Here is a 26,308-nt window from a genome sequence, read left to right on the forward strand (position 1 = left end):
ATAGCAGGCAACGCCCAAGATTCGTCGAAAAATAATCTATTCCGAAATGAAAGAATCGAAAATTCGTTGTTCCTTCTGCAACCGCTCCAAAGAAGAAGTACAAATTCTGATTGCCGGCGCCGAAGGACATATTTGTGAGAACTGCGTAGCGAATGCGCAGGAAATCATCGACCAGGAGCTTTTTGCCCCAGGCAAAAAACCTGCATCATCCCCTACCTCCCATTTCGCACCTAAGGTTTCCAAACCAGTGGAAATCAAAAAATTCCTGGATGAATATGTTATCGGTCAGGACGACGCTAAGAAAATCCTTGCCGTAGCCGTATATAACCACTACAAACGCCTGAACCAGCAAGTCGAAGATGATGAGGTGGAAATTGAAAAATCCAACATCATCATGGTCGGCGAAACCGGTACCGGTAAAACGCTGCTGGCGAAATCCATCGCTAAACTGCTCAACGTACCTTTTACCATCGTAGATGCTACTGTATTTACGGAAGCAGGTTATGTGGGAGAAGACGTGGAAAGTATTCTGAGTCGCCTCCTGCAGGTTTGTAACTACGATGTGGAAGCGGCAGAACGCGGGATCGTTTATATCGATGAAATCGATAAAATTGCCCGTAAAAATGATAACCCTTCCATCACCCGTGATGTAAGCGGTGAAGGTGTTCAACAAGGCTTGCTGAAGCTCCTGGAAGGTACTGAAGTACTGGTACCACCACAGGGCGGCCGCAAACATCCGGAACAAAAACTGATCAAACTCAACACGCAAAATATCCTCTTCATCTGCGGCGGCGCATTCGACGGCGTAGAAAGAATTATCAGCAGAAGAGTACAGACACACTCTATTGGCTTTAACGTCAACAAAGAAAAAGAAGAAGAAAGCAGAAAGCAGATCCTCCGCTACGTAAACTCTCAGGACCTGAAATCATTTGGTCTCATTCCTGAATTACTCGGCCGTCTGCCGGTAGTTACCTACCTGAATTCTCTCGACAGAGATACGCTGAAAGCCATCCTGACCAAGCCTAAAAATGCGCTGGTAAAACAGTATAAAAAACTGTTCAAGGTGGAAAACATCGATCTGGTTGTGGAAGATGATGCAATCGACTACATCGTTGACAAGGCAATGGAATACAAACTCGGTGCACGTGGCCTCCGCTCCATCTGTGAAGTGGTGCTCAGCGATGCTATGTTTGAGCTGCCTTCTGCCAACGAAACCAGCTTTACACTTACCAAGGAGTACGCAGAAAATAAACTGGAAAAATCTACCCTGGTAAAATTAAAGGTGGCCTAATACCGATTACGAACCTTTAAAACCCAAATATCATGCAGGAACTTATTCAACAATTACAGGAAAAGGCAGGCCTTACTGCAGAACAGGCAGCACAGTCGATTGATGTAATCAAAGAATACGTGAAAGGCAAACTGCCTCCGTTTATTGCCGGAACTGTTGACAACTGGTTTGCTGGTGTATCCGGTAAAACCGAAGCGAAAGGAGAAGGCATTATGGACAAAGCAGGTGATTTCCTGGATGATGTGAAAGACACTGCTGAAGACTGGGCTGATGCCGCTAAGAATAAGGTGACAGACTTCTTCAACAAAGAAAAGGATCATCAATAATCCGTCTAAGGAACTAATTAAATGAAAAGGTCCCGCAAGTTGCGGGACCTTTTTCGTTTTTTAATAAGATATAGACACAATGGAATTCCAAATAAGGTAACGTGGAGATTACAGGTCTTAATTATTTTTCAAACTATCTACATATAGTTTTGAAGTTACTTCTAAAAAAAGCACCCGGGTTACAGGGTGCTCAAATTGCGTAAAAGTGTTTCAAATCTTAGTTTGATTTTTTTTGTTAGGTTGATAAACGGTAAAGAGTGATGAATTAACCCAAATTTAACGTTCCTTTTGCAAATAACTATAACACAAAAGGGGTAATGTTTCATTTAATTGTCAAAAAAGATGAGCGGTTTGTAGTTAATATTTTTTTACATTAAAAAAATTTCGCACTCTTAATCACATCCATACCAATTTTCTTACTCCCTAATCTTATCGTAATGCCTCTCTGGCAATCACTATTTTCTGAATTTCTGAGGTACCCTCTCCTATGGTACATAATTTCGCATCGCGGTAGAATTTCTCCACCGGGAAGTCTTTTGTGTATCCATAACCGCCAAAAATCTGCACGGCATCGTTAGCAACCCTTACTGCTACTTCAGAGGCATAATATTTAGCCATCGCAGCTTGCTGTGTCATCTTTTCCTTACGGTTTTTGAGATCGGCCGCCTGCATAGTGAGTAATTCTGCGGCTTCAATTTCAGTAGCCATATCGGCCAGTTTGAAAGATACTCCCTGGAAGTTTGCGATGGGCTGATCAAACTGATAGCGTTCCTTGGCGTATTTAAGGGCAGCATCGCGGGCACCTTTAGCGATGCCCAGTGATAAGGCTGCAATGGAAATACGGCCTCCATCCAGCACTTTCATGGATTGAATAAAGCCATCTCCGACTTCGCCCAATACATTTTCTGCGGGAATGCGGCAATTGCTGAATATCATTTCTGCTGTTTCAGAGGCGCGCATGCCCAGCTTATTTTCTTTTTTACCACCGCTAAATCCCGGTGTTCCTTTCTCTACTACAAAGGCTGTCATACCGTGACTATCACGCACATCACCGGTGCGGGCAATGACTACAGCCACATCACAGCTTTTACCGTGTGTGATCCAGCATTTGGTACCGTCGAGTATCCAGTCGCTGCCATCCTGTTTGGCCACGCATTTCATATTCATGGCATCGGAGCCGGTATTGGGCTCTGTAAGTCCCCATGCGCCGATCCATTCAGCCGTGGCCAGTTTCGGCAGCCAGCGTTGTTTTTGTGCTTCATTACCAAACTGCAGGATATGACCTGTGCAGAGGGAGTTATGCGCGGCCACACTCAGGCCTATGGCGCCACAGAAGCGGGCAATTTCGCTTACTACCGTTACATATTCCAGATAGCCAAGTCCACTACCACCATATTGCTCAGGTACCAGAACGCCCATCAGGCCTAATTGTCCAAGCTCTTTAAATAATGCTACCGGAAATTCCTGCTGTTCGTCCCATTCGAGCACATGTGGTAGGATGGCTTTCTTTCCAAAGTCCCGGATTGTTTGCGCGATCTGTTGCTGTTCTTCAGTGGGCTCAAAATTCATAACGGGTATTGTTTAAGGTTTTATCTGTATGTAATATTCAAGTTTACGATAAATAACATCATCCACCAACGGCAGGCTGCGCAACTCCTCCATACTCCTGAAACCCGCATGGGCATTGCGATACGCTACTATCATACCTGCCAGTTTATAACGTATATATGGATGGGACGCCAAAGTTTTTTCATCTGTGAGGTTGAGGTCCATAATTTTTAGTGAACTGTCACCAATCTTTAGAAATGGTTTGATTTTATTGAATACTGAATCGGGAAGCCCATATGTTTCGGCCACCTGCGCTATACTATAAAAGCCTCCCAGCTTATCCCTGAACTTACAGATACGCCTGGCAAAGCCGGGTCCTATGCCTGGCAACTCATCCCACAACAAGGTATCCGCCTTGTTGATATCCAGTATTGGCGGGGATTTCCGGTATTGCCGTTTATCCGGTACCGTTATTTGCTCCCTTTCAGCTATCCTGACATAGGGTACGAGCTTATCGGCCAGGGGTGGTGGCATGCCATAGATCCGGCGCAGGTCCTCCGGCTTTCTGAAATGCCCGCCTTTACTGAGGTAGCGCTGTATGCTCCCCGCTGTTCTTTCACTTACGCCCAGCCGTAGCCAGTCCGCCGCTGCTATGCGGTTAGGATCAAAGTAAAATAATGTGGATGGTAGGTTTATCGCAGCCGCTGTATCCCTGCCGGGGGCCGCTTTGGCCAAAGCGGCTTCAAACAGCAGTACTTCCTGCCGGAAAGCGAGTGTATCCGCTGCATCTGCACGCCGGTACCACGACACGAACCGGGGCATTGCGCTGCAAAGGATCACTAGTATAATCAGGGTGTAAATGCCGGTCCTCTCCTTTCGGGAGAAAGAGAAATACTCCTTCAGCAAGTAATTCCACATGGGTTAACAAATTTTGGATATGCAAAATTATTGCGGTGCCATCAGGAATTCCTTTAGTAGATGTTAACGTTTCGCGTTTTTAAGACTGCCATCGGCAGTCTTAAAAACGCGACGGGCACAAAGCCTGTGGCCTTGTACCCGTCGTATGTTTAATTACAGGGGTGACCAAACTGAAGCTTCGCCATCCCCGCAATCAAAAATTTCCAGGACTAAATGTCCAGCTTTAGCCCGTCATATGCCAGTGCCATGCCATCCGGCAGTTCCCTGGACACATCGGCATGCTTACCCAGCTGATGGCTGATATGCGTAAAATATACCTGCGGTATTTCCAGCTCCCTGCCCAGCGCAATGGCTTCATCCAGGGTGAAGTGAGAAATGTGTTTTTCCTTCCGCAGGGCGTTTACCACTAATATTTTGGAGCCCCTGATCTTATCTTTTTCTTCAGGAGCAATGAAATTAGCATCTGTGATGTAGGTGAAATCATGAAAACGGAAACCGGTGACAGGCATTTTATAGTGCATCACCTGTATAGGCGTTACCGTTAGTCTGTTGACTTCAAACGGTTCATCCTCCAGCATTTTCAGATTGATCTCCGGAATACCCGGATACTTGTAATCCGCAAACGCATAGGCGAATTCCCGCATGATTATATTCTGACTAAAATCAGTAGCATAAATATCTATGGGGCTTTGCTGGAAGTAATTGAACGCCCTTATATCATCCATACCGGCAATATGATCCTTGTGGGAGTGCGTGATCAGTACGGCTTCCAGGTGTTGCACCTTTTCCCGCAGCATCTGATAGCGGAAATCGGGGGTGGTATCCACTACAATATTTCCTTCCGGCGACGATACCATGATACTGCTCCGCAGGCGGTTATCGCGCGGATCAGCGGAGGTACACACCTCACATCCACATGCTATTACTGGTACTCCCTGTGATGTCCCGGTTCCTAGAAATGTTACTTTCATGCCCTATTCGTTTGTCATTACCTGCTATTCTGCCTGATCCGCTTCCGGAGCTATATCGCCTTGTTCTGCATCCGGTACAGGTTTGCTGTTGATAATCTGTTTGTAAAGTTTATGAGACTCCGCTGTCAGCTGTTCCTCGTCGAGCGGCAGTGTGGTAAGGATATCCAGCAGGGTATTGATACGCCCTTCCAGGTTGAGGAACTTATTGACCACCACTACCTTTTTATGTTCCAGGATGCAATAACCAGAGGTGAAGGTGCCCTTTTCGAAACGAAGCACATACTTTGCATCATCGAAAATCTTTTCCAGCTTACTCAGGTTATTAGGCGTGACTTTCATGTTCATGTTGCAAAAATAGTTAAAAGCGTTTAAGCAACCGATTATTTAGACACCATCCTTGCTACCGGAACAATCATTTCTTCCAGTGAAATACCCCCATGCTGGAAGGTATTACGGTAGTAGTTTACAAAGTAATTGTAGTTATTCGGATAACAGAGGTAGCCATCTTCACGGGCGAAGATATAGGATGAGTTTACGTTAGGTCGTGGCAGCCCGGCATCTTTCGGATCGCGGAATGCCAGTACTTCCTTGGGGTCGTAATTAAGGTTGCGCCCATGTTTATACCGGAGATTGGTAGTCGTTTGCTTGTCGCCTATTACTTTAACCGGCGTTTTTACCCGCACGCTGCCATGGTCTGTGGCCAGGATCAGGTTAATCTTTTTATCGCTCAGTTTTTTGAGTGCCTGGTGGAGGGGGCTATGTTCAAACCACGAGGTGGTGATAGAGCGGTAAGAGGTTTCATCTCCCGCCAGTTCTTTTAATACCTCCATTTCAGTACGTGCATGACTGAGCATATCCACGAAATTGTATACGATCACACTTAGCGGATAGTCGAGCAGGTTATGAATATTGCTCAGCATCTGCTGGGCATCCGAGTGGTTTACCACTTTGGTATAAGAGAAACGGCTGTCCATCCGGAGGCGCTGTAGCTGGGCGGCAAAAAACTGCTCTTCATAGAGGTTTTTTCCACCTTCCTCGTCGTCATTCTTCCATTCCTGGGGGAACTTCTGTTCAATATCGACGGGTAGTAATCCGGCGAAGATGGCGTTGCGGCTATATTGTGTGCTGGTGGGCAGAATACTGTAAAAAGTATCTTCCTCCACGAGGCGGAAAGATTCCTGGAAGATAGGCAGGATGGATTTGAACTGATCGTACCGGAGGTTATCAATCAGCAGGAACACGTTGGGTACTGCCGGATCAAGCATGGGCACAATTTTATCGCGGAAAAGGGTATGCGACATAATGGGAGCCTCTTTAGCCTTAGGGTGCAGCCAGTCGGCATAATGGCGGCTGATATATTTGGCAAATTCGGTATTTGCCTCCGCTTTTTGCGAGTTAAAAACTTCCAGCATCTCGGGGCTGTCTGTCTTCGACATTTCCATCTCCCAGTAAACCAATTTTTTATAAATATCCATCCACTCGTTATAGTCCGGGTTGGAATTGAGCGCCATAAACAGCGTGCGAAACTGTTGCTGGTAGGCGCTGGTGGTTTTTTCGGCCACCAGTCGTTTATTATCAATTATTTTTTTGAGTGATAATAATACCTGGTTGGGATTTACAGGCTTGATAAGATAATCAGTGATCTGTGAGCCGATAGCGTCGTCCATCACGTTTTCCGCTTCATTTTTAGTGATCATGACCACCGGTATCTGCTGATCGATTTCCTTGATCTTTCCAAGAGTTTCCAGGCCGGTAATACCTGGCATGGACTCGTCCAGCAATACTACGTCTACCACCTGCTCTTTCAGAAATTCCAGCGCATCGTAGCCATTGGTAAGGGCAGATACTTTATAGCCTTTGCTTTCGAGGAAAATTATCTGGGATTTCAGGGACTCGATTTCATCATCTACCCATAGTATATTTATCTGGCTCATAGTTAGTATTAAGACATGCGTTAAAACAGAAATTTAACCCATTTTTTTGTCAAAAATCATTCCCTTACTGTCATCGGACTGAAATTATATGTTAAAAACCGCTGTATGCCGTAAAATGAGGCGGGTAAAAATAGGGGCGGGTCATAAAGTTATTTACCTTCGCAGATAAAATTTTTATAGGGGTAATGACTCCCTCAGGCGTCATACTTATTAAAATATTACATATAATATATTTCCTGATGTAGTTTTGTAGCTACCAAGGATTAGGGTGTGGAAAAACCGTTTGGATTGAATAACTAACTGCAATGACCGACAGCAAGCGAAAAATTGTTAATGATCCGGTATATGGCTTTATTACCATAGATCACCCGTTGATTCTAACACTTATCTCCCATCCATATTACCAGCGGCTCCGCCGGATTCACCAGATGGCGCTGGCGCACCTGGTATATCCGGGGGCGGTGCATACGCGGTTTCATCACAGTTTGGGCGCTTATCACCTGATGTGCGGGGCTTTACAGGAGTTGAGGAGTAAGGGGGTAGACATCACACCCGAGGAGGAAGTGGCCTCGAAAATGGCGATTCTATTGCATGATATAGGCCATGGGCCTTATTCCCATGCCCTTGAAAACGGCATCATAGAAGGCGTTTCTCACGAAGCCATCTCCCAGTGGCTGATGGAAGCGCTGAACAAGGAAATGCACGGCGCGCTTTCGCTTACCATCGATATATTCAATGGCCGCTACCATAAAAAATTCCTGCATCAATTGGTTTCCAGCCAGTTAGATGTAGATCGGATGGATTACCTCAACCGTGACAGCTTTTTCACCGGCGTATCAGAAGGGGTGATCAGCTACGACAGGATCATTAAGATGCTGACGGTGCATCACGGGGAGCTGATGGTGGAGGAAAAAGGCATTTATTCCATAGAAAAGTTCATCATAGCCAGGCGGCTGATGTATTGGCAGGTGTACCTGCACAAAACGGTACTCAGCGCCGAAAATATGCTGGTAAAGATCTTAATCCGCGCCAAAAAGCTGGCTCAGGCAGGCGAAAAACTGTTCTGCAGCCCGGCCCTGGAGTATTTCCTTTACCATGCCATCACGAAAGACAACTTTGAAAAGGATCCGGAATGCCTGAAAATGTTCTGCATGCTGGATGATTACGATATTCTGGGTGCGATAAAGGTCTGGTCGGCACACAAAGACCCGGTACTCTCTTTATTATGTAACTGGCTGATCAACAGGCAGTTATTTAAAGTAGTGCTTAGTCACGAGCCTTTCGACAACAATTCATTAGATATGTTGAAGAAACAGGTAGCACAAAAATGGAATATTTCCGGCCCGGATCTTGACTATTTTGTATTCTCAGACGCTGCCACACTGCGGGCATATAATATCAATGACGAAAAGATCAATATTCTTTTCAAAGACGGAACTGTAAAAGACATTTCCTCTATCGACAATGCACTGATTAGCCATACACTGGCTATACCGGTAAAAAAATTCTACATTTGTCATCCAAAAATTCAGGCTAACGGTACCTCATAAGGCACTAAAGCATATGAAAAAGAGTTTATATCAACAGATGTAGCCTGAAAAACTATTACAAATTTAAATTATGCAGTTTAGCGCATTACAATTAGCTACCATGCTGGATGGTAAGCTGGAGGGGAATCCGGATGTGAAAGTGAGCAATATCGCCAAAATCGAAGAAGCCGGCGAAGGAATGCTCAGTTTCATAGCAAATCCTAAATACGAAGAGTTTCTGTATACCACCAGTGCATCCATTCTGCTCGTTAACGACAGCCTGGTAATAGAACGTCCGATCAACCCGACACTGATCCGGGTAAAGGACGCCTACAGTAGCATGGCGCTGCTGCTGGAAAAATACCGTCAGCTGACCAGCAATAAAGCCGGCATTCAGCAACCCTCTTACGTGCCTTCTTCCGTAAAACTGGGAGAAAATGTGTTTGTAGGGGCTTTTGCTTACCTTGGCGAAAATGTAGTGCTGGGTAATAATGTAAAGATCTATCCGGGTGTATACCTGGGGGACAACGTAATGGTGAATGACGATTCCGTGCTGTACCCGGGTGTAAAAGTATATGAGAACTGCGTGGTGGGTAGCCGTGTGGTACTCCATGCAGGTTGTGTAATCGGTGGCGATGGCTTCGGCTTTGCCCCTCAGCCGGATGGTGCCTATAAAAAAGTTCCTCAGATTGGTAATGTGGTGATTCATGATGATGTGGAGATTGGCGCAAACACGACCATCGACCGGGCGACCATGGGTTCCACCATTATTCAGAAAGGCGTGAAGCTGGACAACCTGATACAGGTGGCGCACAACGTGGATATTGGGCCTAATACCGTTATCGCAGCACAAACCGGCGTTTCTGGCAGTACCAAAATTGGTAAAAACTGCGTGATCGGTGGCCAGGTGGGTATGGTCGGACACATCCATATCGCTGACGGCACCAAAATCAACGCCCAGAGCGGGTTATCCAAGTCTATCACCACTCCTAACTCCTCCCTCACCGGTTCACCGGCGTACGATTATAAAAGTTCGCTGAAAAGTCAGGCAATTTTTAGAAATTTGCCGGACCTTGAAAAGAGGGTGAAGGAATTGGAAGAAATGGTAAAACAACTGCTGCAAGAAAAGGCAGGCTTTTAATTACTAATTGAAGAGGAAACAGTTATACCTTAGATAATTATGATGGAAAATCAACAGTTGGAGAACCAACACACCCTGAAAGGCGAGATCAGCATTTCAGGTGTTGGTTTACACACAGGAGCCAGTGTGAATATGACGCTTAAGCCGGCATCACCAGGCTTCGGGATCAAATTTCAACGTGTAGACCTGCCCAACCAGCCAGTTGTGAAAGCAGATGTGGACTACGTAGTCGACACTGCCAGAGGCACAACCCTGGAAGACAAAGGTGCACGGGTAAGCACGGTAGAACATCTGCTGGCTGCACTGGTAGGCACTGGTGTCGACAACGTTCTCATCGAACTGGACGGCCCCGAAATTCCTATCATGGACGGTAGCTCCATGCCCTTTATCGAAGCCATCGAAAAAACCGGTATTCTGGACCAGGACGCCAAAAAGATCTATTATACCATTGATACCAACATCACTTACTATGATGAGGAGAAAAAGGTAGAAATGGTGGCCCTTCCTGCGATCAACTATAGCGTAACCTGCCTGATCGACTTCAACAGCCCCGTACTGGGCACCCAGCATGCCAAAATGAAAGGCCTGGAGCAGTTCAGAGATGATATTGCTGCTTCCCGTACTTTCTGTTTCCTGCATGAACTGGAATACCTGCTGAATAATAACCTGATCAAAGGTGGAGATATCAACAACGCCATCGTAGTGGTAGATCGTCCGGTAAACGAAGACGATATGACCCGCCTGGCGAAAGCTTTCAACCGCGAAACCATGTCGGTACAGCGGGAAGGTATCCTCAATAACATAGAGCTGCGTTTCCCTAACGAACCGGCCCGCCATAAACTCCTGGATGTAATCGGTGACCTGGCCCTGATCGGCTATCCTATCAAGGCGCACATCATTGCCAACCGTCCGGGACACGCTTCCAACGTGGAATTTGCACGTAAGATCAAAGCGTACATCAAAAAGAACAAACACAACCAGGGCGTACCTGTATATGATCCAAATCAGCCACCGATCTTTGATACCCCACGTATCGAAAGAACGCTGCCGCACAGATATCCTATGCTGCTGGTAGATAAGATCATTGAATTGGGAGAAGAACAAGTAGTAGGTATCAAAAATGTCACCTTCAACGAAGGATTCTTCCAGGGTCACTTCCCTAATAATCCGGTGATGCCTGGTGTGCTCCAGCTGGAAGCACTCGCGCAGGTGGGTGGTATCCTGGCGCTCAACCGCGTTCCGGACCCTGAAAACTACGATACTTACTTCCTGAAAATTGACAACTGTAAGTTCAAACAGAAAGTAGTTCCGGGAGATACCATGATCCTGAAAATGGAATTGCTGAGCCCAATCAGAAGAGGATTAGTTGAAATGCGGGGAACAGTATTCATCGGCAATAAGGTAGCAGCCGAAGCTGATATGATAGCACAAATTATTAAAACAAGAGAGAGCAAATAACAGCAATGATCCACCCGCTTACATATATACATCCGGATGCCAAAGTGGCTCCTAATGTAAAAATTGATCCATTTACTGTAATTCACAAGAACGTTGAAATTGGTGAAGGCACCTGGATTGGCTCCAACGTTACCATAATGGAAGGTGCACGCATCGGCAGCAACTGCCGTATCTTTCCGGGCGCCGTTATTTCCGCCATCCCACAGGATTTAAAATATGCGGGTGAAGAAACCACAGTTGAAATCGGTAACAATACCACCATCCGTGAATTTGTAACCATAAACCGTGGTACAAAAGATAAATGGAAAACTGTTATCGGCAACAACTGCCTCATTATGGCTTATAGCCATATCGCACACGATTGCGAGGTAGGCAATTATTGCGTATTCTCCAACAATACCACCCTGGCAGGGCATATTACCGTAGGTAATAACGTAGTGCTGGCTGGTATGGTGGCCGTACAGCAGTTCTGCAAAATCGGTGACCATGCCTTCGTAACCGGTGGTTCTCTTGTTCGTAAAGATGTTCCTCCTTATGTAAAGGCCGCCCGCGAGCCATTATCTTATGTAGGGGTGAACTCTGTTGGTTTAAAGAGAAGAGGTTTCTCTCTCGAAAAAATCAACCATATCCTGGATATCTACAGGGTCATCTTTGTGAAAGGATTCAAATTATCCAAAGCCATCAGCATCATTGAAGCAGAATTCCCTGCTACAGACGAAAGAGACGAAATTCTCTCCTTTATCCGTGATTCCGGCAGAGGTATTATGAGAGGTTATACTGCCCGTTCCAATGATGATATCTCTTAATCAGACTGGCAAGCGCTTTAACTACGACTGGATTTTCCGTCGGGTAGACCTTACCTTTCAGGCAGGAGAAAGATATGCCATACTGGGACCTAACGGCTCCGGTAAATCCACACTACTACAGGTTATCAGTGGGGCCATTCAGCAAAATGAAGGCACCATACAATACAGCACACCGGAAGGAGTCATCCCCAGCGATGAGTTCTTCCGGCACTGTGCCATCGCTGCTCCCTACCTGGAGCTGATCGAAGAACTCACACTTGCTGAACTGATACAGTTCCATCTCCAGTTTAAAAAATTTTTACCAGACATTAGCCCTGCGCGGGCAATAGAACTGGTAGGACTTGAGAAATCGGCCAACAAACAAATCCGCCACTTCTCCTCCGGCATGAAGCAACGGACCAAACTGGCACTGGCCATTTTTTCTGACGTTCCTGTCCTCTTCCTCGATGAGCCATGTACCAACCTGGATGCTGCCGGTACCAGCCTGTATCAGCAGCTGATCAGTGAATACGGCGGCAATCGCCTGATCATCGTCAGCTCCAATGATGAGCGCGAGTACTTTATGTGCAAACACCTGATCCGTATCAGCGATTATAAATAATCACACTTTCCTGCTCTTTCAGCATTCAGCTTTTATTATATCTTCGTTCCGTAATAAAAGCTGAACACTAGCATGCAAACTGCCAATAAAAAGGTAATTAACGGCTGGGCAATGTACGACTGGGCTAACTCCGTGTACAACCTGGTAATCACCACTACCTTCTTCCCTATTTACTTCCTGGCTGTTACAAAAGGCGATACCGATGGTATCGTAACTTTCCTCGGAAGAAAATTTCAGAACTCCGCACTCTATAATTACACTACAGCCCTGGCCTATCTGCTGGTAGCCATCGCGTCCCCTATTCTCTCCTCCATAGCGGATACCAGGGGCAACAAAAAGAATTTCCTCATCTTCTTTACTATACTCGGTTCACTATCCTGCAGTGCACTGTATAACTTTAACGACAGCAACCTCGCCTGGGGAGTCATCTTCTTCCTGCTGGCTACCGTGGGCTATTGCGGCGGCCTGGTATTTTATAATTCTTATCTGCCAGAAATAGCGGCGCCGGAAGACAGGGACCGCATATCCGCCAGGGGCTTCTCTATGGGCTATATCGGCTCCGTACTGATGCAGCTGGTAGGCTTTGCGCTGGTTACCATCAAACCTTTTGGCATGTCAGACGGTAAGGCCGTGCAGTTTACCTTCCTGCTGGTAGGTATCTGGTGGCTTGGCTTCGCCATGATCACCTTCAAACGCCTGCCCGCTTCCAAACCGGTGGCCGACCGCCCTAAAGGCAATGCAGTGGCAGAAGGTATTCAGGAGCTGAAAAAAGTATACGCACAGGTAAAAGTGATGCCGGTATTAAAGCGTTTTCTGCGCGCCTTTTTCTTTTACAGCATGGGTGTACAAACCGTAATGCTGGCGGCTACGGTGTTTGGCAGCAAGGTATTAAACCTGGAAGCCTCCATACTGATTGCTACCGTTGTGGCGATCCAGGTGGTAGCGGTACTGGGCGCCTGGGCCATGGCCAGGCTCTCCGGCAAATTTGGAAACATGCCGGTACTGGTGGTTACTGTTTTACTCTGGATTGTGATCTGCATCATGGGATATCGTATGAAAACCGCCATGGACTTCTATATCCTCGCTTGTGGTGTAGGTTTGGTAATGGGAGGAATTCAGTCCCTCAGTCGCTCCACCTACGCGAAGCTAATGCCCGAAACCAAGGACACTGCTTCCTTCTTCAGCTACTACGACGTGACCGAAAAAATTGCCATCGTTATCGGTATGGCCTCCTTCGCCTACATTGACGATTACACGAAAGATATCCGCAACTCCGTACTGGCGCTGGTGGTGTTCTTCGTCATCGGCCTCATCTGGCTGGTATCTGCGCTGCGCAAAGAGCGGCAATTAAGCAAGGAAGCCTTAACTTCGGTAAAAGCATAGCGATGAAATTATACACCATAGAAACGGGCTTCTTTAAACTGGATGGCGGCGCCATGTTTGGCGTAGTGCCTAAAACGATCTGGAATAAACTCAATCCTGCGGATGAGAATAACCTCTGCTCCTGGGCTATGCGCTGCCTCCTCATTGAAGACGGTAAGCGCCTCATCCTGGTAGACAATGGAATCGGTGATAAACAAGACGCTAAATTTTTTAGTCACTATTACCTGCACGGCACCGATACACTCGATAAATCCCTTGCTGCACACGGCTTTCACCGGGATGATATCACCGATGTCTTCCTTACGCACCTCCACTTCGACCATTGCGGAGGCAGCATCGTAAGGCAAGGCGACAACCTGGTGCCAGCCTTCAAAAATGCGACCTACTGGAGCAATGCTGATCACTGGAAATGGGCTACACAGCCTAATGAAAGAGAAAAAGCATCTTTCCTGAAAGATAATATCCTGCCAATACAGGAAAGCGGACAGCTGAAATTTGTAGACCACACCGAAGGCGTGGCTTTTACCGAAAACATGCAGATCCGTTTCGTAAACGGTCACACCGATGCCATGATGCTGCCGCAGCTACGCTACAAGGATCAAACCATCCTGTACATGGCTGATCTGCTGCCTTCCATCGGCCATATTCCATTGCCATACGTAATGGCTTATGATATGTTTCCGCTCACCACACTGAACGAAAAAAAGCATTTCCTGCAAGAAGCACTGGATAACAAATATGTCCTGTTTTTTGAGCATGACCCTGTCAATGAATGCTGCATCCTGCAACAAACAGAAAAGGGCATACGGGCCGGTGAAACTTTCAAACTGAGCGCATTGTAAGGGATATATGTCAGTATGTCACTTATAATGGCTCCTGCATCAAATTTGATAGCTTACCAGTAGAAAACAACAACAATGGCACTACATATCACACCGGATAATAAGTTGAAAAAGCTGATCGTAGTGGGCGACCGCGTGCTGATCAAGCTTACAACACCGCATGATCGTACCACCAGTGGATTATATTTGCCTCCCGGCGTGCAGGAAAAAGAGAAAGTACAGCAGGGCTATGTCATCAAAACCGGTCCTGGTTATGCGATCCCGGTACCTGTAGATGAAGATGATGCCTGGAAGCCTGAGGAAGATAAGATCAAGTATATCCCTTTACAGGCTAAAGAAGGCGATCTGGCCATCTTTCTGCTCAGTGGCTCTACGGAGGTAGTGTACCAGGAAGAGAAGTATTATATCGTACCGCAAGGAGCTATTTTGATGTTGGAGAGAGAAGAAGATCTCTAAACACACTATTTATATTTTTTGAAAGCAGTTACCTTTTCCGGTAACTGCTTTTTTGTGTGGTTTTGTCCTTCCGCCTTCGGCAGAAGGACAAAACCACACTTGTAGAGCGGCGTGTCCCGCCGCTCTACAAGTCTCAAAGGGTTAAAGGCCCTTATAACCGCGAAGCCAAAAACTCCATCTAAATTTCATTATCTTCATACAAAATCGCACGCCATGTCCAATAAAGATGCATTTCTCGCCAGCATTCAGAAAGGATATACCTTCAAAGGTGAACATTTCAAATTGGGTTGCGCAATGCTGGATGGTGAAGTTGTTGCCGGCGCAGACGTTAATCTCCCCCTGAAAACCATGAACAGACATGGTTTGATTGCAGGTGCCACCGGCACCGGTAAAACAAAAACCTTACAGATCATTGCCGAGGGCCTGAGCGACGCCAGCATACCGGTATTGCTCATGGACATCAAAGGCGACTTAAGCGGCATAGCCGCTGCCGGCACTGATAACCCAAAGATCCAGGAAAGATACCAGCTGATCGGGGGTACCTGGAGCCCTGCCGCCTACCCCGCTGAATTACTCAGCCTGAGCGATGAAAAAGGCGTGCGTTTACGCGCCACCGTTAGTGAGTTTGGTCCGATTCTCCTATCAAAAATTCTGGAGCTGAACGATACACAGGCAGGGCTGGTAGCCATGCTATTCAAATATTGCGACGATAATAAACTACCGCTGCTGGACCTGAAGGACTTCAAAAAAGTGCTGCAATTCGCCAGTGCAGAAGGTAAAGCGGAATTAGAAAAAGAATATGGGAAGATATCCACCACCTCTACCGGCACGGTGCTGCGTAAAGTAATAGAGCTGGAACAGCAGGGAGCCGCCCTGTTTTTCGGTGAAAAATCTTTCGAAGTGGATGACCTCATGCGCATCAGCGACGATGGCCGCGGTATGATATCCATCCTGCGGGTAAGCGATATACAGGACAAGCCTAAACTGTTTTCTACGTTTATGCTTAGCCTGCTGGCAGAATTATACGCCACCCTTCCGGAAGAAGGAGATATGGATAAACCCAAGCTGGTAATGTTTATTGACGAGGCACACCTCATCTTCAACGAAGCCAGCGATGCCCTGCTCAAACAAATCGATACCATCATCAAACTGATACGCTCTAAAGGCGTGGGCATATTTTTCTGTACGCAAAACCCCATGGACGTTCCAGCCTCCGTGCTCGGTCAACTCGGTCTGAAAGTACAGCACGCCCTGCGCGCCTTCACTGCAAACGATCGTAAAGCGATTAAACAAACTGCGGAAAACTATCCGTCCTCGGATTTTTATAAAACAGATGAATTACTGACCCAGATAGGGATCGGGCAGGCACTCATCACCTGCCTCGATGAAAAAGGCGTGCCTACTCCCCTCGCGGCCACCATGCTGGTATCCCCGCGGAGCCGGATGGACGTACTCACTGAAGGCGAAATAGACGCCCTGATCACCAACTCCAAACTGGTGAAAAAATATAGTGAAACAATCGACAGCGATAGTGCCTACGAAATACTTACCGCCAAACTGGAAGAAGCCGCCGAAAAAACGGCTGCCGCTCCTGCCAAAACAGGAAAGGTGAAAGAAGAAAAGTCGGTACTCGACCAGGTACTCGACAGCAGCGTAGCCAAACAGGTAGGCCGTACCGCCGCCAATATGATCACACGCAGCCTCCTGGGCGCGCTGGGGCTTGGCGGAAGAAGTAAAAAGAAAAGCTGGTTTTAACATCATAAACATTTTCACAACTCATGAGTAAAGTTATTAAGGTTGGGATATGCTCCTTTGGCATGTCAGGACAAATTTTCCACGCACCGTTTATTCACGTAAATCCAAACTTCGAATTCACCGCCGTAGTGGAAAGAAGTAAACACCTCGCCGCTGCCAAATACCCGGGCGTAAAAGTATATGCCAGTGTAGATGATATGGTAAAAGATCCTTCGCTGGACCTGATCGTAGTGAACACGCCAAATTACACCCACTACGACTACGCCAAAACCGCGCTGGACGCCGGCAAGCACGTGGTAGTAGAAAAACCTTTTACTGTGCATAACCAGGAAGCACAGGAGCTGATAGAACTTGCCGCTTCCAAAGGCCTGCTGCTGAGTGTGTACCATAACCGCCGCTACGACAGCGACTATAACGTAGTAAAAAGCGTCATTAATTCCGGCGTACTCGGTGATGTACTCGAATTTGAAATACATTACGACCGCTTCAAGGAAGAGCTGAGCTACAAAAAACATAAAGAAGGAAACCTACCCGGCACCGGTGCGCTGTATGATCTTGGCAGCCACCTGATTGACCAGGCACTGACTATATTCGGCATGCCACGTAAGCTGTGGGCAGATATCCGCATCATTCGTAAAGACTCCGTAGTAGACGATTATTTTGAGCTGGTGCTGTATTACGATTTCCTGCGCGTACGCCTGAAATCAAGCTATCTGGTAAGAGAAGCCCTGCCTGCCTATCAGGTTCATGGCCGTATCGGTTCATTCATTAAGAGCAAATCAGATATACAGGAGGCGCAGCTGCAACGTGGCCTTATGCCCGACAGTCCGGACTGGGGCGCCGAAGCGCCGCATGAATGGGGCCTGCTGCACACCACCATCAACGGCAAAACTGTGAAAGAATATGTGCCAGGTGGTAACGGCAATTATATGGGTTACTATAACGGTATATATGAAGCGATTGCAAACGGAGCGCCTAATCCTGTGAGTGGTGCAGATGGAGCGAATGTGGTGCGGGTGATTGAAGCGGCGTTTGAAAGTAGTAACAGTGGCAAGGTAGTGCCGATACATTAATATTTTAGATCGAAGGTCTTCGCTCTAATCCGGGCTGGCGGTCGCTCCTGCGACGGCCGGCCCATTAAGGGAAGCAGCAGATCTTGCCATCGAAAGTGCGAAGCTCTCTTTTTACGGTTTAGTTAAACGCCCTTCCCCATCTCTCCTGATCAACCCCTCACTCTCCAGAAACTTCAGTACCTCCATCAGGTTGGACCTGCTGACGTCCGCCATTTGTGTTTCCACACCAGCGATGGTTACCGGTTCAGCGAGTAATGATATAACGTGATCGGATATACGTTTAAATGCAACCGCATCCAGCGCTGTTGCTTTCTTTTTAAGGCAGGTATCGCAGACGCCGCAGGGTGGCGTGCCGGTTTCCCCAAAGTATTGCACAAGGAGCTGTGTTCGGCAGGTATCACGGTTACGTACATACGAAAATGCCGCTTCCAGGCGATCGGTATATACTTTACGACGCACTTCCACCCTGGCCATGTTTACCCGCAGATTAGCAGCGGATACACGTTCCTGCAGGAAGCAGAGCTGTGGCTCATCGCGACGTGGATAATATTTCATAATACCAAACTGATGCAGCTGTTGCAGCATCGCCTGTATTTCATCTTCTTCGATCAGCAACAGTCGGCTGATCTGTTTTTCGTAGATAGGAACGGCGGTATCGAAAATCCCCTCGTAGGTGCGCAGTAGTGTTTGTATGAGTTCTGCCAGCGCGGGATAAGCATCTTCAAACTCATATAAAGAAGTTTTATTGGTGACGAACTCGCCCCGTGAAGGCAGCAGCACGCTTTCGCTCACCTGTAACACGCCTTCCTGTTCCAGCAGGCGTATGGCGCTGTAAGCGATGGTGAGATTCAGCTGAAAAACCCTGGCGAAATCGTTGATATCAAAATCAAAGTACACACCTTCACCGGCGCCTATAGGCACTTGCAGGTAGTTCACGATGCATTGGTATACTTCCCTGATTTGTTCCAGTGTAGGAAATTGCAACGCAATTCGTGCATGCATTTCCGTTAGTTCATTTTCATTCCAGAGCAGAACGGCATAGGCTTTTTCTTCATCACGGCCGGCACGACCAGCTTCCTGGTAATAGGCTTCCAGGCTGTCGGGCACATCGTAATGCACGACCACCCGCACATCCGGCTTATCGATTCCCATACCGAAGGCGTTGGTACACACCATAATCCGGGTGTCGTTATTGATCCAGTTTTCCTGGCGCTGCGCCCTTTCGGCCTGTGGTAGTCCGGCGTGATAATAGCTGGCGGAAATCCCCTGCAACTGCAGCAGGTTAGCGATTTCACGGGTACGCTTGCGGTTGCGGCAGTAAACTACGCCGCAGCCTGGCACACGATCCAGAATATGTTTGATTTTGTCAATCTTGGTAGTTTCTTCCAGCACACTATAGGATAGATTAGCGCGGGCAAAGGATTTGCGGAAGATGCGCGCCTCTTTCATCAGCAGCTTATCGCATATGTCTGTTTGCACTTTCGGTGTAGCCGAGGCCGTTAGGGCCAGTACCGGTATATCCGGAAAGTAGCTGCGGATATCGGCGATCAGCAAATAGGCGGGGCGGAAATCGTACCCCCACTGGGAAATACAATGTGCCTCGTCTACCGCCAGCAGGTTTACATTTAAGCCATCGCAATAGGTTTGAAACAGTTTGCTTTGCAGGCGTTCCGGAGATACGTACAGGAATTTGCAACCACCGCGGCGTGCCGCTTCCATGGCTCGTTCTACTTCTTTGTAATGCATGCCGGAGTAGATGCAGTAGGCGCTGATGCCTCGCCGTTTCAGGTTGGCCACCTGATCTTTCATGAGTGCGATGAGGGGTGTGACAACCAGGCACAGGCCGGGTTTCATCATAGCCGGCACCTGAAAGCAAATAGATTTACCTCCACCAGTAGGCAGTAATGCAAGCGTGTCGTTTCCCTCCAGCACCGACCTTACAATATCTTCCTGTAATGGCCGGAACTGATCATATCCCCAATATTGCTTTAATACATCTACAGGCTCCAATATAAAGTGTGGTGTTGGTTATGCGCAATTTACCATTAATTGGTGACTCTTTTGTAGCGCAGCCTTACTGAGTTCACTGCCAGTATCACATCAGAGAGTCCCATTACACCTGCGCCCATGATAGGATTCAGGAATCCCAGCGCTGCAAATGGAATGGCGATAATGTTATAAATAAAGGCCCAAAAAAGGTTTTGTTTTATGGTGAGATAGGTATGCTTTCCGAGGCCCAGCGCCAGCGGGAGTGCATTGAGGTGGTTATTCAGCAGTACCACATTGGCACTCTGCATGGCTACCTGTGTGGCATCGCTGAGGGATATCCCGATGGTGGCTTTCGACAGGGCAGGTGCATCGTTGATACCATCGCCTACCATGGCGGTAGGGGAGGTTTCCATGAGCATGGTGATCTGTTGCAGCTTTTGTGCGGGACTTTGTTCCGCGTATATTTCTGTGATACCTACCTGTGCTGCCAGTCCGCGGCATTTGCGCAGGGTATCACCGCTGAGCAGTATAGGTTTGATCCCCATCTTCACCAGCTCCCCTATTACAGTGGCGGCTTCCGGGCGGATTTCGTCGATGAAGTCGATCCAGCCTATGAGGGCACCATTTTTTAAGAGGTAGAGGTTGTGGCTGTCGTCAGTGGCGGCGCTGCCGGCCATTTTAAACGAGCCGAGTTGCCATTCGTTGCCGGCTTTATCGCTTGCCCGCATACCCAGGCCTTTATGCTCACGCACCTGTTGCAAAGGATGTTCTCCGGCAGATTTCCAGTGCTGCACAATAGAGCGGGCGATGGGGTGGGAAGAATATTTTTCCAGGCTGTATACTACCTGTTTAAATTCAGTTTCTGTAAGCTGTTCGTAGTGATAGGCCCCCATTTGCAGCTTACCGGTGGTAAGGGTACCGGTTTTATCAAATACGATCTGGCGGATATCTTTAAAGAGTTCCAGCGTGTGGCCACCCTTAATGAGGATACCATTTTTAGCGGCGCGGCCCAGGCCTACCATCACGGCTGCCGGGGTAGCCAATCCCATGGCGCAGGGGCATGCTATAACGAGTACGGCTATACTACGCATCATGGCAACGCCAAAGGTAGTATGGCCAATAAAGTACCAGCCGAGAAAGGTTACCAGTGCAATGGAGAGTACCAGCGGCACAAAAATGGCACTGATGCGGTCTGCCAGCTTCTGCATCGGTGGCTTATCGTTCTGGGCTTGCTTTACGAGCTCAATGATATAGGATAATACCGTATCCTTTCCTGTGGCGGTAATGAAAACTTTGACACTGCCATCTTCCAGAATAGTACCACCTATTACTTTATCCTTTTCTTTTTTGGCTACCGGCTCACTTTCTCCGGTGATCATGGATTCATCTACGAGGCCATTCCCCCAGTAAACAGTGCCATCCATAGGTATTTTTTCACCGGTATTCACCAGTACGCAGTCGCCCGTTTTAAGCGTGCGGTTATCCACTTCATGAATGTGTTCATGGCCATTTTCAGTGTGTAGGAGTCGCGCGGTGGTAACCTGCATTTTCGCCAGGTCTGTTATGGCAGATGTTGTTTGTTTCACGGAACGTTCTTCCAACCAGTTTCCGAGAAATACGAGGGTGAGGATGGCTGCGGTAGTTTCATAAAACAGGTAACTATGGTCCTGGTAGATGATAGTGCCAACGAAGCTGTACACAAACGCAGCGGTGGCGCCCAGCGTTACCAGCACGTCCATATTGGCCATTCTGTTCATCAGACTCCTGATGGCGCTTTTACCGAAGTGCAGCATACCGGTGATGTATACCGGCAGCGTTAATGCCAACTGCACATATGGATGATGCAGCCATGGCCAGTTTATCCACATATGCAGCATCAGGGGCAGGGTAAATATGAGGCAGAAAATGAATTTAAAAGAGAGGGTACTGTAGGGCGATACGCGGGCTGGTGCCTGATCAGGCAATACCACCCGGAATCCCATCTGATTAATCCCTTCGAGTACGGCAGCAGAATCGCCGCCGGCAGGCAGGTTAAAGCTTACTTCTTCAGTGGCAAAACTGACGTTTACTTCCTGCATTCCTTTTTTCTCCAGGTATTTGGATACACTAAGTGCACAATTGGTGCAATGCATTCCTTCTACCTTGCAGCTTATTGGTGTCATCTTAACACAAAGGTACCGCTGTATCGATTTCCACTTAAAATTATTAATGCAACATGGCATCAAAACACTCACATCTTACTAATTATTAATATTTTATGAATAATCATATAACACATACAACCTGTACGGTAATTAGCCAAAAAATGCAATAAATTTGTTGATGCAATGGACATTTTCACAGGATGAACTACCGGAAATAGCGAAAGATTTCTGGAGGCAATATGGCGATAAGCAGGTATTTACGCTTGAAGGCCCGATGGGTGCTGGTAAAACCACCCTGGTAAAGGCACTTTGTGCGGCGGCAGGCGTGGAAGATACTACTGCCAGTCCTACATTTTCGATCATCAACGAATACAACTACCGCGATGCAGCCGGTAAAACCCGCCGGATCTACCACCTGGACTTATACCGGCTGAAGGATGAGGATGAGGCGATAACCGCTGGTGTGGAAGATACTATCTATCAGGATGCGGTAAGTTTTATAGAATGGCCGCAGGTGATTGAATCATTATTGCCGGAAGACACGGTGCATCTGGAGTTGCGTGTGCTGCCTGATCAAAAAAGACAGTTGACCGAAGCGGGCACACGAAACAAATGATGTATCTTTGATAGTTACCTTTTAAAACAGAACAACAACTCTGACCGTATGGAGCATAGGCAAAAACCTGTAGTGAGTGCTGGCTTTAGTTATTCACCACTGGAAGAAACGCTGGACATACCAACCAAAAATTCCCGTTTATTCATCGGTATCCCAAAAGAATCTTCTTTCCAGGAAAACCGTATCGCACTTACCCCGGATGCAGTAAGCATTCTGGCGGCACAAGGCCATCATATTGTGGTGGAACATAAGGCCGGCGATGCTAGTCACTATTACGACACTGATTACTCTGAAGCAGGTGCCGAAATCGTGTACGACCGCAAGGAAGTATTCAAAGCGGAAATCATTCTTAAATCAGCCCCCCTCACCGATGAGGAAATAGAGCTGCTGCACCCGCACCAGATCGTCATTTCACCCATTCACCTGGCTGCCCTCAAAGCCTACCAGGTGCAAAAGATGATGGACAAACGCATTACCCTGCTCTCTTTCGAGAACCTGAAAGATGATGCCGGCACCTATCCCATCGTACGCGCGATGAGTGAAATTGCCGGTGGGGCCGTAATGCTGATTGCAGGGCAATACCTCAGCAATGATAATAAAGGAAAAGGTATACTGCTGGGCGGTATTACCGGTATCCCTCCTACCAAAGTGGTGATTATCGGCGCAGGAATTGTAGGCGAATTTGCCGCCCGTACCGCTATGGCACTGGGCGCATCCGTTAAGGTGTTCGATAACAATATCTATAAACTCAAGCGTTTACAGAATAATATCGGTGTTCGTGTATTCACATCCGTTATACACCCTAAGGTGCTGGCTGAACAGTTACGCAATGCCGATGTAGCCGTGGGTGCGCTTTCCAGCCAGAGTGGCCGCACGCCGATTGTGGTATCGGAATCCATGGTGAGCAATATGAAAGCGGGGTCTGTTATTGTAGATGTCAGTATTGACCGGGGTGGTTGCTTCGAAACATCTGAAATTACCACCCATGAAAATCCGGTTTTCAAAAAGTACGATGTGGTGCATTATTGCGTACCCAACATCCCTTCAGGATTTGCCAGAACCGCTTCTGAAGCCATTTCCAATGTACTGATGCCTTTGCTCGTAGAAGCTGCTGATGACGGCGGATTTGAAAACCTGGTATGGATCAAACGTGGTGTTAGAAACGGTATCTATCTCTATAAAGGAGCCCTTACCAACTACCATTTAAGTGAGAAATTCAAGCTGAAATATACAGACCTGGAGCTGCTGCTGGCAGTGAAGGGATAGTCATTTTATAAACGAAAAAGGTCCGGCACCATCAGTGCCGGACCTTTTTGTTAGTCCCGGGGCACGGGACTAACAAAAATTATAACTCTAATTTATATCCCATTAAAATGGCAATGATAATAGCCAGTCCTACCACAATTCTATAATACCCCCACATTTTAAACCCAAACTTTTTCAGGGAGTCGATAAAGAATTTTATGGCGATCATAGCCACCACAAAAGCCACAGCGTTCCCTATCAGCAACAGGTTCAGCTTATCGGGGTTGGCCATGAGCAGTTCACGTCCTTTCAGAATTTTGTAGCCGGTAGCTGCCGCCATAGTAGGCACCGCCAGGAAAAAGGAGAATTCAGCGGCTACATTGCGGGTGAGCTTTTGCTGCATACCGCCAATGATAGAAGCCGCACTGCGGCTTACGCCCGGAATCATGGCAATACACTGGTAAAACCCGATGCGCAGGGCAGTGAACAGGTTGATCTTTTCATCGGAGTCGATCGTTGGCTGCTTAAACCAGTTATCCACAAACAGCAGCACCACGCCACCGAGTAACAACGTAACACCTACGGTGAGCGGACTTTCCAGCATCTGGTCAATAAAATCGCTAAACAGATAGCCGCAGATTAATGCCGGCAGTACCGCCACGAACAGCTTCACGTAAAAGTTCAGCCGGTTTTTATCGAATACAAAGAATTTTTTCCAATAAAGCACCACTACCGCCAGGATTGCACCCAGCTGGATACATACTTCAAATAGTTTGGTGAATTCGTCCTTATTAATACCAAGCAGGGAGCTTACGATGATCATATGGCCAGTGGAAGATACCGGCAGAAACTCCGTTAATCCTTCTACTATCGCAATAATGATAGCCTGAAAAAGCGTCATGAAAAAATAATATGGTTAATAGTGATAAAAAAAGCGATGAGCTTTATGGTTCATCGCTACAGGGAAATAAATAATATTATGCTGTTGTTGTATCCGGTTAGTGTTTCGGACGGCGCATGATAGCGTATACTTCTATCAGCAGACCAAGCACAATTACGATTGGTGCCAGGGTGATACGGCGGAAGCTGTACACGTCATCGGCATTAAAAGTATTGGCATCTGGTGACTTGCCGCCTAACATCAGCAGAAATCCTATGATGACTACAACTATGCCTATCAGCATAAAACGGTAGTTTTCTTTAGGGAAGATGGCACGTTCTTCGACCAGCTGGTCCTCGGTTTGTGTTGGTTTAACCATTGTTTTGTTGTTAATATCTTTAAAAATCAGTTTAGTAAAGGTCGTCCAGTTTCAGACGGAGATACTTCATCACGGAACGGTGCGTGCTAAACAGGGAGATGGCAATGCCGATCAGGATCATCCCCAGGAACAGCATTCCTATCATCGCATTATCGCGCATTCCATTTAATTCCGGTAATACCTTATCTGCAAACGACAGCATGGCCAGCAGGCCGGCAATGGCCACAATAGCGGCGATAGCCCCGTTAATAATACTGCGTACATCAAATGGCTTGGCAATGAACCAGCGGGTAGCGCCCACCATTTGCATCGTTTTAATCAGGAAGCGGTTGGAGAACATAGCCAGGCGGATGGTATTATCAATCAGGAATACTACTGCCAGGCAGAGTATACAGCAGATAATCAATACGATCATGCCTATACGCTGCACGTTCTCATTCAACTTGCTCACCAGCGTACGCTGATAAGATACCTCCCTCACAATACTTTGCTGCGTCAGGTTGTTTTCAACCACTTTCAGGCTGTCCGCATTGACATAGTTGGCGTTGGCCTTGATGTTAATGCTGGCATACAGCGGGTTATATTCCAGGAGATTAATGAAATCTTCCCCGAACTCTTTCTGAAAACGCCGGGCAGCTTCTTCCTTGGAAACATATTCAATAGATTTTACATATGGCTTAGCCGCCACAGAATCTCTCAAGGCGATAGCCTGGGCTTCTTTGACATTATCTCTCAAAATAACCTGCACTTCAATACTTTCCTTAAAGTACTTACTCAGCTTATTTGCGTGTATCACCACCAATCCGAGGGTTCCCAGCAGGAATAGTACCAGGGCCACTCCTATGATGGAGTACAGGTAAGATGGTTTCGACTTCTTTGCTGATGATCTTCCTGATTGCGCCATTAATCTATTGTTTATCGGCGAAAATAATAAAAATTAGACGTTATGTGTTTAATTTTGCCAGCCAAAACACTAGCTTGTTTCCGGGTGGCAATATAAAAAGTTGTATGGGTTCATCATTG

General features: G+C 47.1%; 24 protein-coding genes. 14 read left to right on the plus strand and 10 right to left on the minus strand.

Annotated features, from left to right (window positions below; genetic code table 11):
• Window positions 1-46 precede the first annotated feature (46 nt).
• Together clpX and KW844_RS21300 are read left to right on the plus strand one after the other, a co-directional pair.
• Complete coding sequence (clpX, locus tag KW844_RS21295) at window positions 47-1,291, plus strand: ATP-dependent Clp protease ATP-binding subunit ClpX (RefSeq protein WP_218378807.1); 1,245 nt, start codon at window positions 47-49, stop codon at window positions 1,289-1,291.
• Window positions 1,292-1,323: 32 nt separating this feature from the next.
• A complete protein-coding gene (locus tag KW844_RS21300; RefSeq protein WP_218378808.1) occupies window positions 1,324-1,617 on the plus strand; it encodes a hypothetical protein in 294 nt (97 codons plus the stop codon).
• A 429-nt stretch (window positions 1,618-2,046) separates the two neighbouring features.
• Here the strand turns inward: KW844_RS21300 and KW844_RS21305 are convergent, their stop codons facing one another.
• The 5 genes from KW844_RS21305 to KW844_RS21325 all read right to left on the minus strand — a co-directional run bounded on the left by KW844_RS21305 (window position 2,047) and on the right by KW844_RS21325 (window position 6,988).
• Window positions 2,047-3,186 carry an acyl-CoA dehydrogenase family protein gene (locus tag KW844_RS21305; RefSeq protein ID WP_218378809.1) on the minus strand — a complete coding sequence of 380 codons (1,140 nt, stop codon included), beginning with the start codon at window positions 3,184-3,186 and terminating at the stop codon, window positions 2,047-2,049.
• Window positions 3,187-3,198: 12 nt separating this feature from the next.
• Complete coding sequence (locus KW844_RS21310; protein ID WP_218378810.1) at window positions 3,199-4,083, minus strand: ComEA family DNA-binding protein; 885 nt, start codon at window positions 4,081-4,083, stop codon at window positions 3,199-3,201.
• A 209-nt stretch (window positions 4,084-4,292) separates the two neighbouring features.
• On the minus strand, window positions 4,293-5,054 hold the full coding sequence (locus KW844_RS21315) for an MBL fold metallo-hydrolase (protein WP_218378811.1): 762 nt from the start codon (window positions 5,052-5,054) through the stop codon (window positions 4,293-4,295).
• Between the two features lie 24 nt (window positions 5,055-5,078).
• Window positions 5,079-5,399 carry a hypothetical protein gene (locus KW844_RS21320; protein WP_218378812.1) on the minus strand — a complete coding sequence of 107 codons (321 nt, stop codon included), beginning with the start codon at window positions 5,397-5,399 and terminating at the stop codon, window positions 5,079-5,081.
• 35 nt (window positions 5,400-5,434) lie between these two features.
• On the minus strand, window positions 5,435-6,988 hold the full coding sequence (locus tag KW844_RS21325) for a response regulator (protein ID WP_218378813.1): 1,554 nt from the start codon (window positions 6,986-6,988) through the stop codon (window positions 5,435-5,437).
• A 305-nt stretch (window positions 6,989-7,293) separates the two neighbouring features.
• On the opposite strand from KW844_RS21325, the gene KW844_RS21330 reads away from it, so the two are divergent.
• The 10 genes from KW844_RS21330 (at window position 7,294) to KW844_RS21375 (ending at window position 18,032) form a co-directional block, all read left to right on the plus strand.
• The gene (locus tag KW844_RS21330) at window positions 7,294-8,538 is read left to right on the plus strand and encodes an HD domain-containing protein (protein ID WP_218378814.1); all 1,245 of its coding nucleotides are present in this window, start codon (window positions 7,294-7,296) and stop codon (window positions 8,536-8,538) included.
• Window positions 8,539-8,608: 70 nt separating this feature from the next.
• The gene (gene lpxD / locus KW844_RS21335) at window positions 8,609-9,658 is read left to right on the plus strand and encodes a UDP-3-O-(3-hydroxymyristoyl)glucosamine N-acyltransferase (protein WP_218378815.1); all 1,050 of its coding nucleotides are present in this window, start codon (window positions 8,609-8,611) and stop codon (window positions 9,656-9,658) included.
• Between the two features lie 39 nt (window positions 9,659-9,697).
• Window positions 9,698-11,116, plus strand: coding sequence for a bifunctional UDP-3-O-[3-hydroxymyristoyl] N-acetylglucosamine deacetylase/3-hydroxyacyl-ACP dehydratase (locus KW844_RS21340; RefSeq protein ID WP_255578566.1), 1,419 nt, complete (start codon window positions 9,698-9,700; stop codon window positions 11,114-11,116).
• A 5-nt stretch (window positions 11,117-11,121) separates the two neighbouring features.
• Window positions 11,122-11,922: an acyl-ACP--UDP-N-acetylglucosamine O-acyltransferase gene (gene lpxA / locus KW844_RS21345; protein ID WP_218378816.1), complete on the plus strand. Its 801-nt coding sequence runs from the start codon at window positions 11,122-11,124 to the stop codon at window positions 11,920-11,922.
• Window positions 11,906-12,523, plus strand: a complete 618-nt coding sequence (locus KW844_RS21350; RefSeq protein ID WP_218378817.1) for an ABC transporter ATP-binding protein — start codon at window positions 11,906-11,908, stop codon at window positions 12,521-12,523. Before lpxA ends, KW844_RS21350 begins: the two co-directional genes overlap by 17 nt.
• A 72-nt stretch (window positions 12,524-12,595) precedes the next feature.
• Window positions 12,596-13,906 carry an MFS transporter gene (locus tag KW844_RS21355; protein ID WP_218378818.1) on the plus strand — a complete coding sequence of 437 codons (1,311 nt, stop codon included), beginning with the start codon at window positions 12,596-12,598 and terminating at the stop codon, window positions 13,904-13,906.
• 2 nt (window positions 13,907-13,908) lie between these two features.
• Window positions 13,909-14,748: an MBL fold metallo-hydrolase gene (locus KW844_RS21360; RefSeq protein WP_218378819.1), complete on the plus strand. Its 840-nt coding sequence runs from the start codon at window positions 13,909-13,911 to the stop codon at window positions 14,746-14,748.
• Between the two features lie 75 nt (window positions 14,749-14,823).
• Window positions 14,824-15,204: a co-chaperone GroES family protein gene (locus tag KW844_RS21365; RefSeq protein WP_073083996.1), complete on the plus strand. Its 381-nt coding sequence runs from the start codon at window positions 14,824-14,826 to the stop codon at window positions 15,202-15,204.
• 213 nt (window positions 15,205-15,417) lie between these two features.
• Complete coding sequence (locus tag KW844_RS21370) at window positions 15,418-16,959, plus strand: helicase HerA-like domain-containing protein (RefSeq protein WP_218378820.1); 1,542 nt, start codon at window positions 15,418-15,420, stop codon at window positions 16,957-16,959.
• A 23-nt stretch (window positions 16,960-16,982) separates the two neighbouring features.
• Window positions 16,983-18,032 carry a Gfo/Idh/MocA family oxidoreductase gene (locus KW844_RS21375; RefSeq protein ID WP_218378821.1) on the plus strand — a complete coding sequence of 350 codons (1,050 nt, stop codon included), beginning with the start codon at window positions 16,983-16,985 and terminating at the stop codon, window positions 18,030-18,032.
• Between the two features lie 111 nt (window positions 18,033-18,143).
• Here KW844_RS21375 and KW844_RS21380 read toward each other — a convergent pair whose 3' ends face one another.
• Entirely contained in the window at window positions 18,144-20,042 is a 1,899-nt protein-coding gene (locus KW844_RS21380; protein ID WP_255578567.1) for an ATP-dependent DNA helicase RecQ, read from the minus strand.
• Between the two features lie 35 nt (window positions 20,043-20,077).
• Window positions 20,078-22,183 carry a cation-translocating P-type ATPase gene (locus KW844_RS21385; RefSeq protein WP_218378822.1) on the minus strand — a complete coding sequence of 702 codons (2,106 nt, stop codon included), beginning with the start codon at window positions 22,181-22,183 and terminating at the stop codon, window positions 20,078-20,080.
• 160 nt (window positions 22,184-22,343) lie between these two features.
• Between KW844_RS21385 and tsaE the strand changes: the two genes are divergently transcribed.
• Both tsaE and KW844_RS21395 read left to right on the plus strand, forming a co-directional pair.
• Window positions 22,344-22,781: a tRNA (adenosine(37)-N6)-threonylcarbamoyltransferase complex ATPase subunit type 1 TsaE gene (gene tsaE / locus KW844_RS21390; protein ID WP_218378823.1), complete on the plus strand. Its 438-nt coding sequence runs from the start codon at window positions 22,344-22,346 to the stop codon at window positions 22,779-22,781.
• Between the two features lie 48 nt (window positions 22,782-22,829).
• On the plus strand, window positions 22,830-24,047 hold the full coding sequence (locus KW844_RS21395) for an alanine dehydrogenase (protein ID WP_218378824.1): 1,218 nt from the start codon (window positions 22,830-22,832) through the stop codon (window positions 24,045-24,047).
• Between the two features lie 79 nt (window positions 24,048-24,126).
• On the opposite strand, the gene KW844_RS21400 is transcribed toward KW844_RS21395, so the two are convergent.
• From KW844_RS21400 to KW844_RS21410, 3 genes are all read right to left on the minus strand, one after another.
• Window positions 24,127-24,927, minus strand: coding sequence for an undecaprenyl-diphosphate phosphatase (locus KW844_RS21400; protein WP_218378825.1), 801 nt, complete (start codon window positions 24,925-24,927; stop codon window positions 24,127-24,129).
• Between the two features lie 97 nt (window positions 24,928-25,024).
• Window positions 25,025-25,285: a DUF3098 domain-containing protein gene (locus tag KW844_RS21405; RefSeq protein ID WP_218378826.1), complete on the minus strand. Its 261-nt coding sequence runs from the start codon at window positions 25,283-25,285 to the stop codon at window positions 25,025-25,027.
• Between the two features lie 31 nt (window positions 25,286-25,316).
• Window positions 25,317-26,189 carry an ABC transporter permease gene (locus KW844_RS21410; RefSeq protein ID WP_218378827.1) on the minus strand — a complete coding sequence of 291 codons (873 nt, stop codon included), beginning with the start codon at window positions 26,187-26,189 and terminating at the stop codon, window positions 25,317-25,319.
• Window positions 26,190-26,308: the final 119 nt, after the last annotated feature.

Origin of the sequence: Chitinophaga sp. sic0106 (assembly GCF_019219075.1) — a bacterium.
Lineage (GTDB): Bacteria > Bacteroidota > Bacteroidia > Chitinophagales > Chitinophagaceae > Chitinophaga.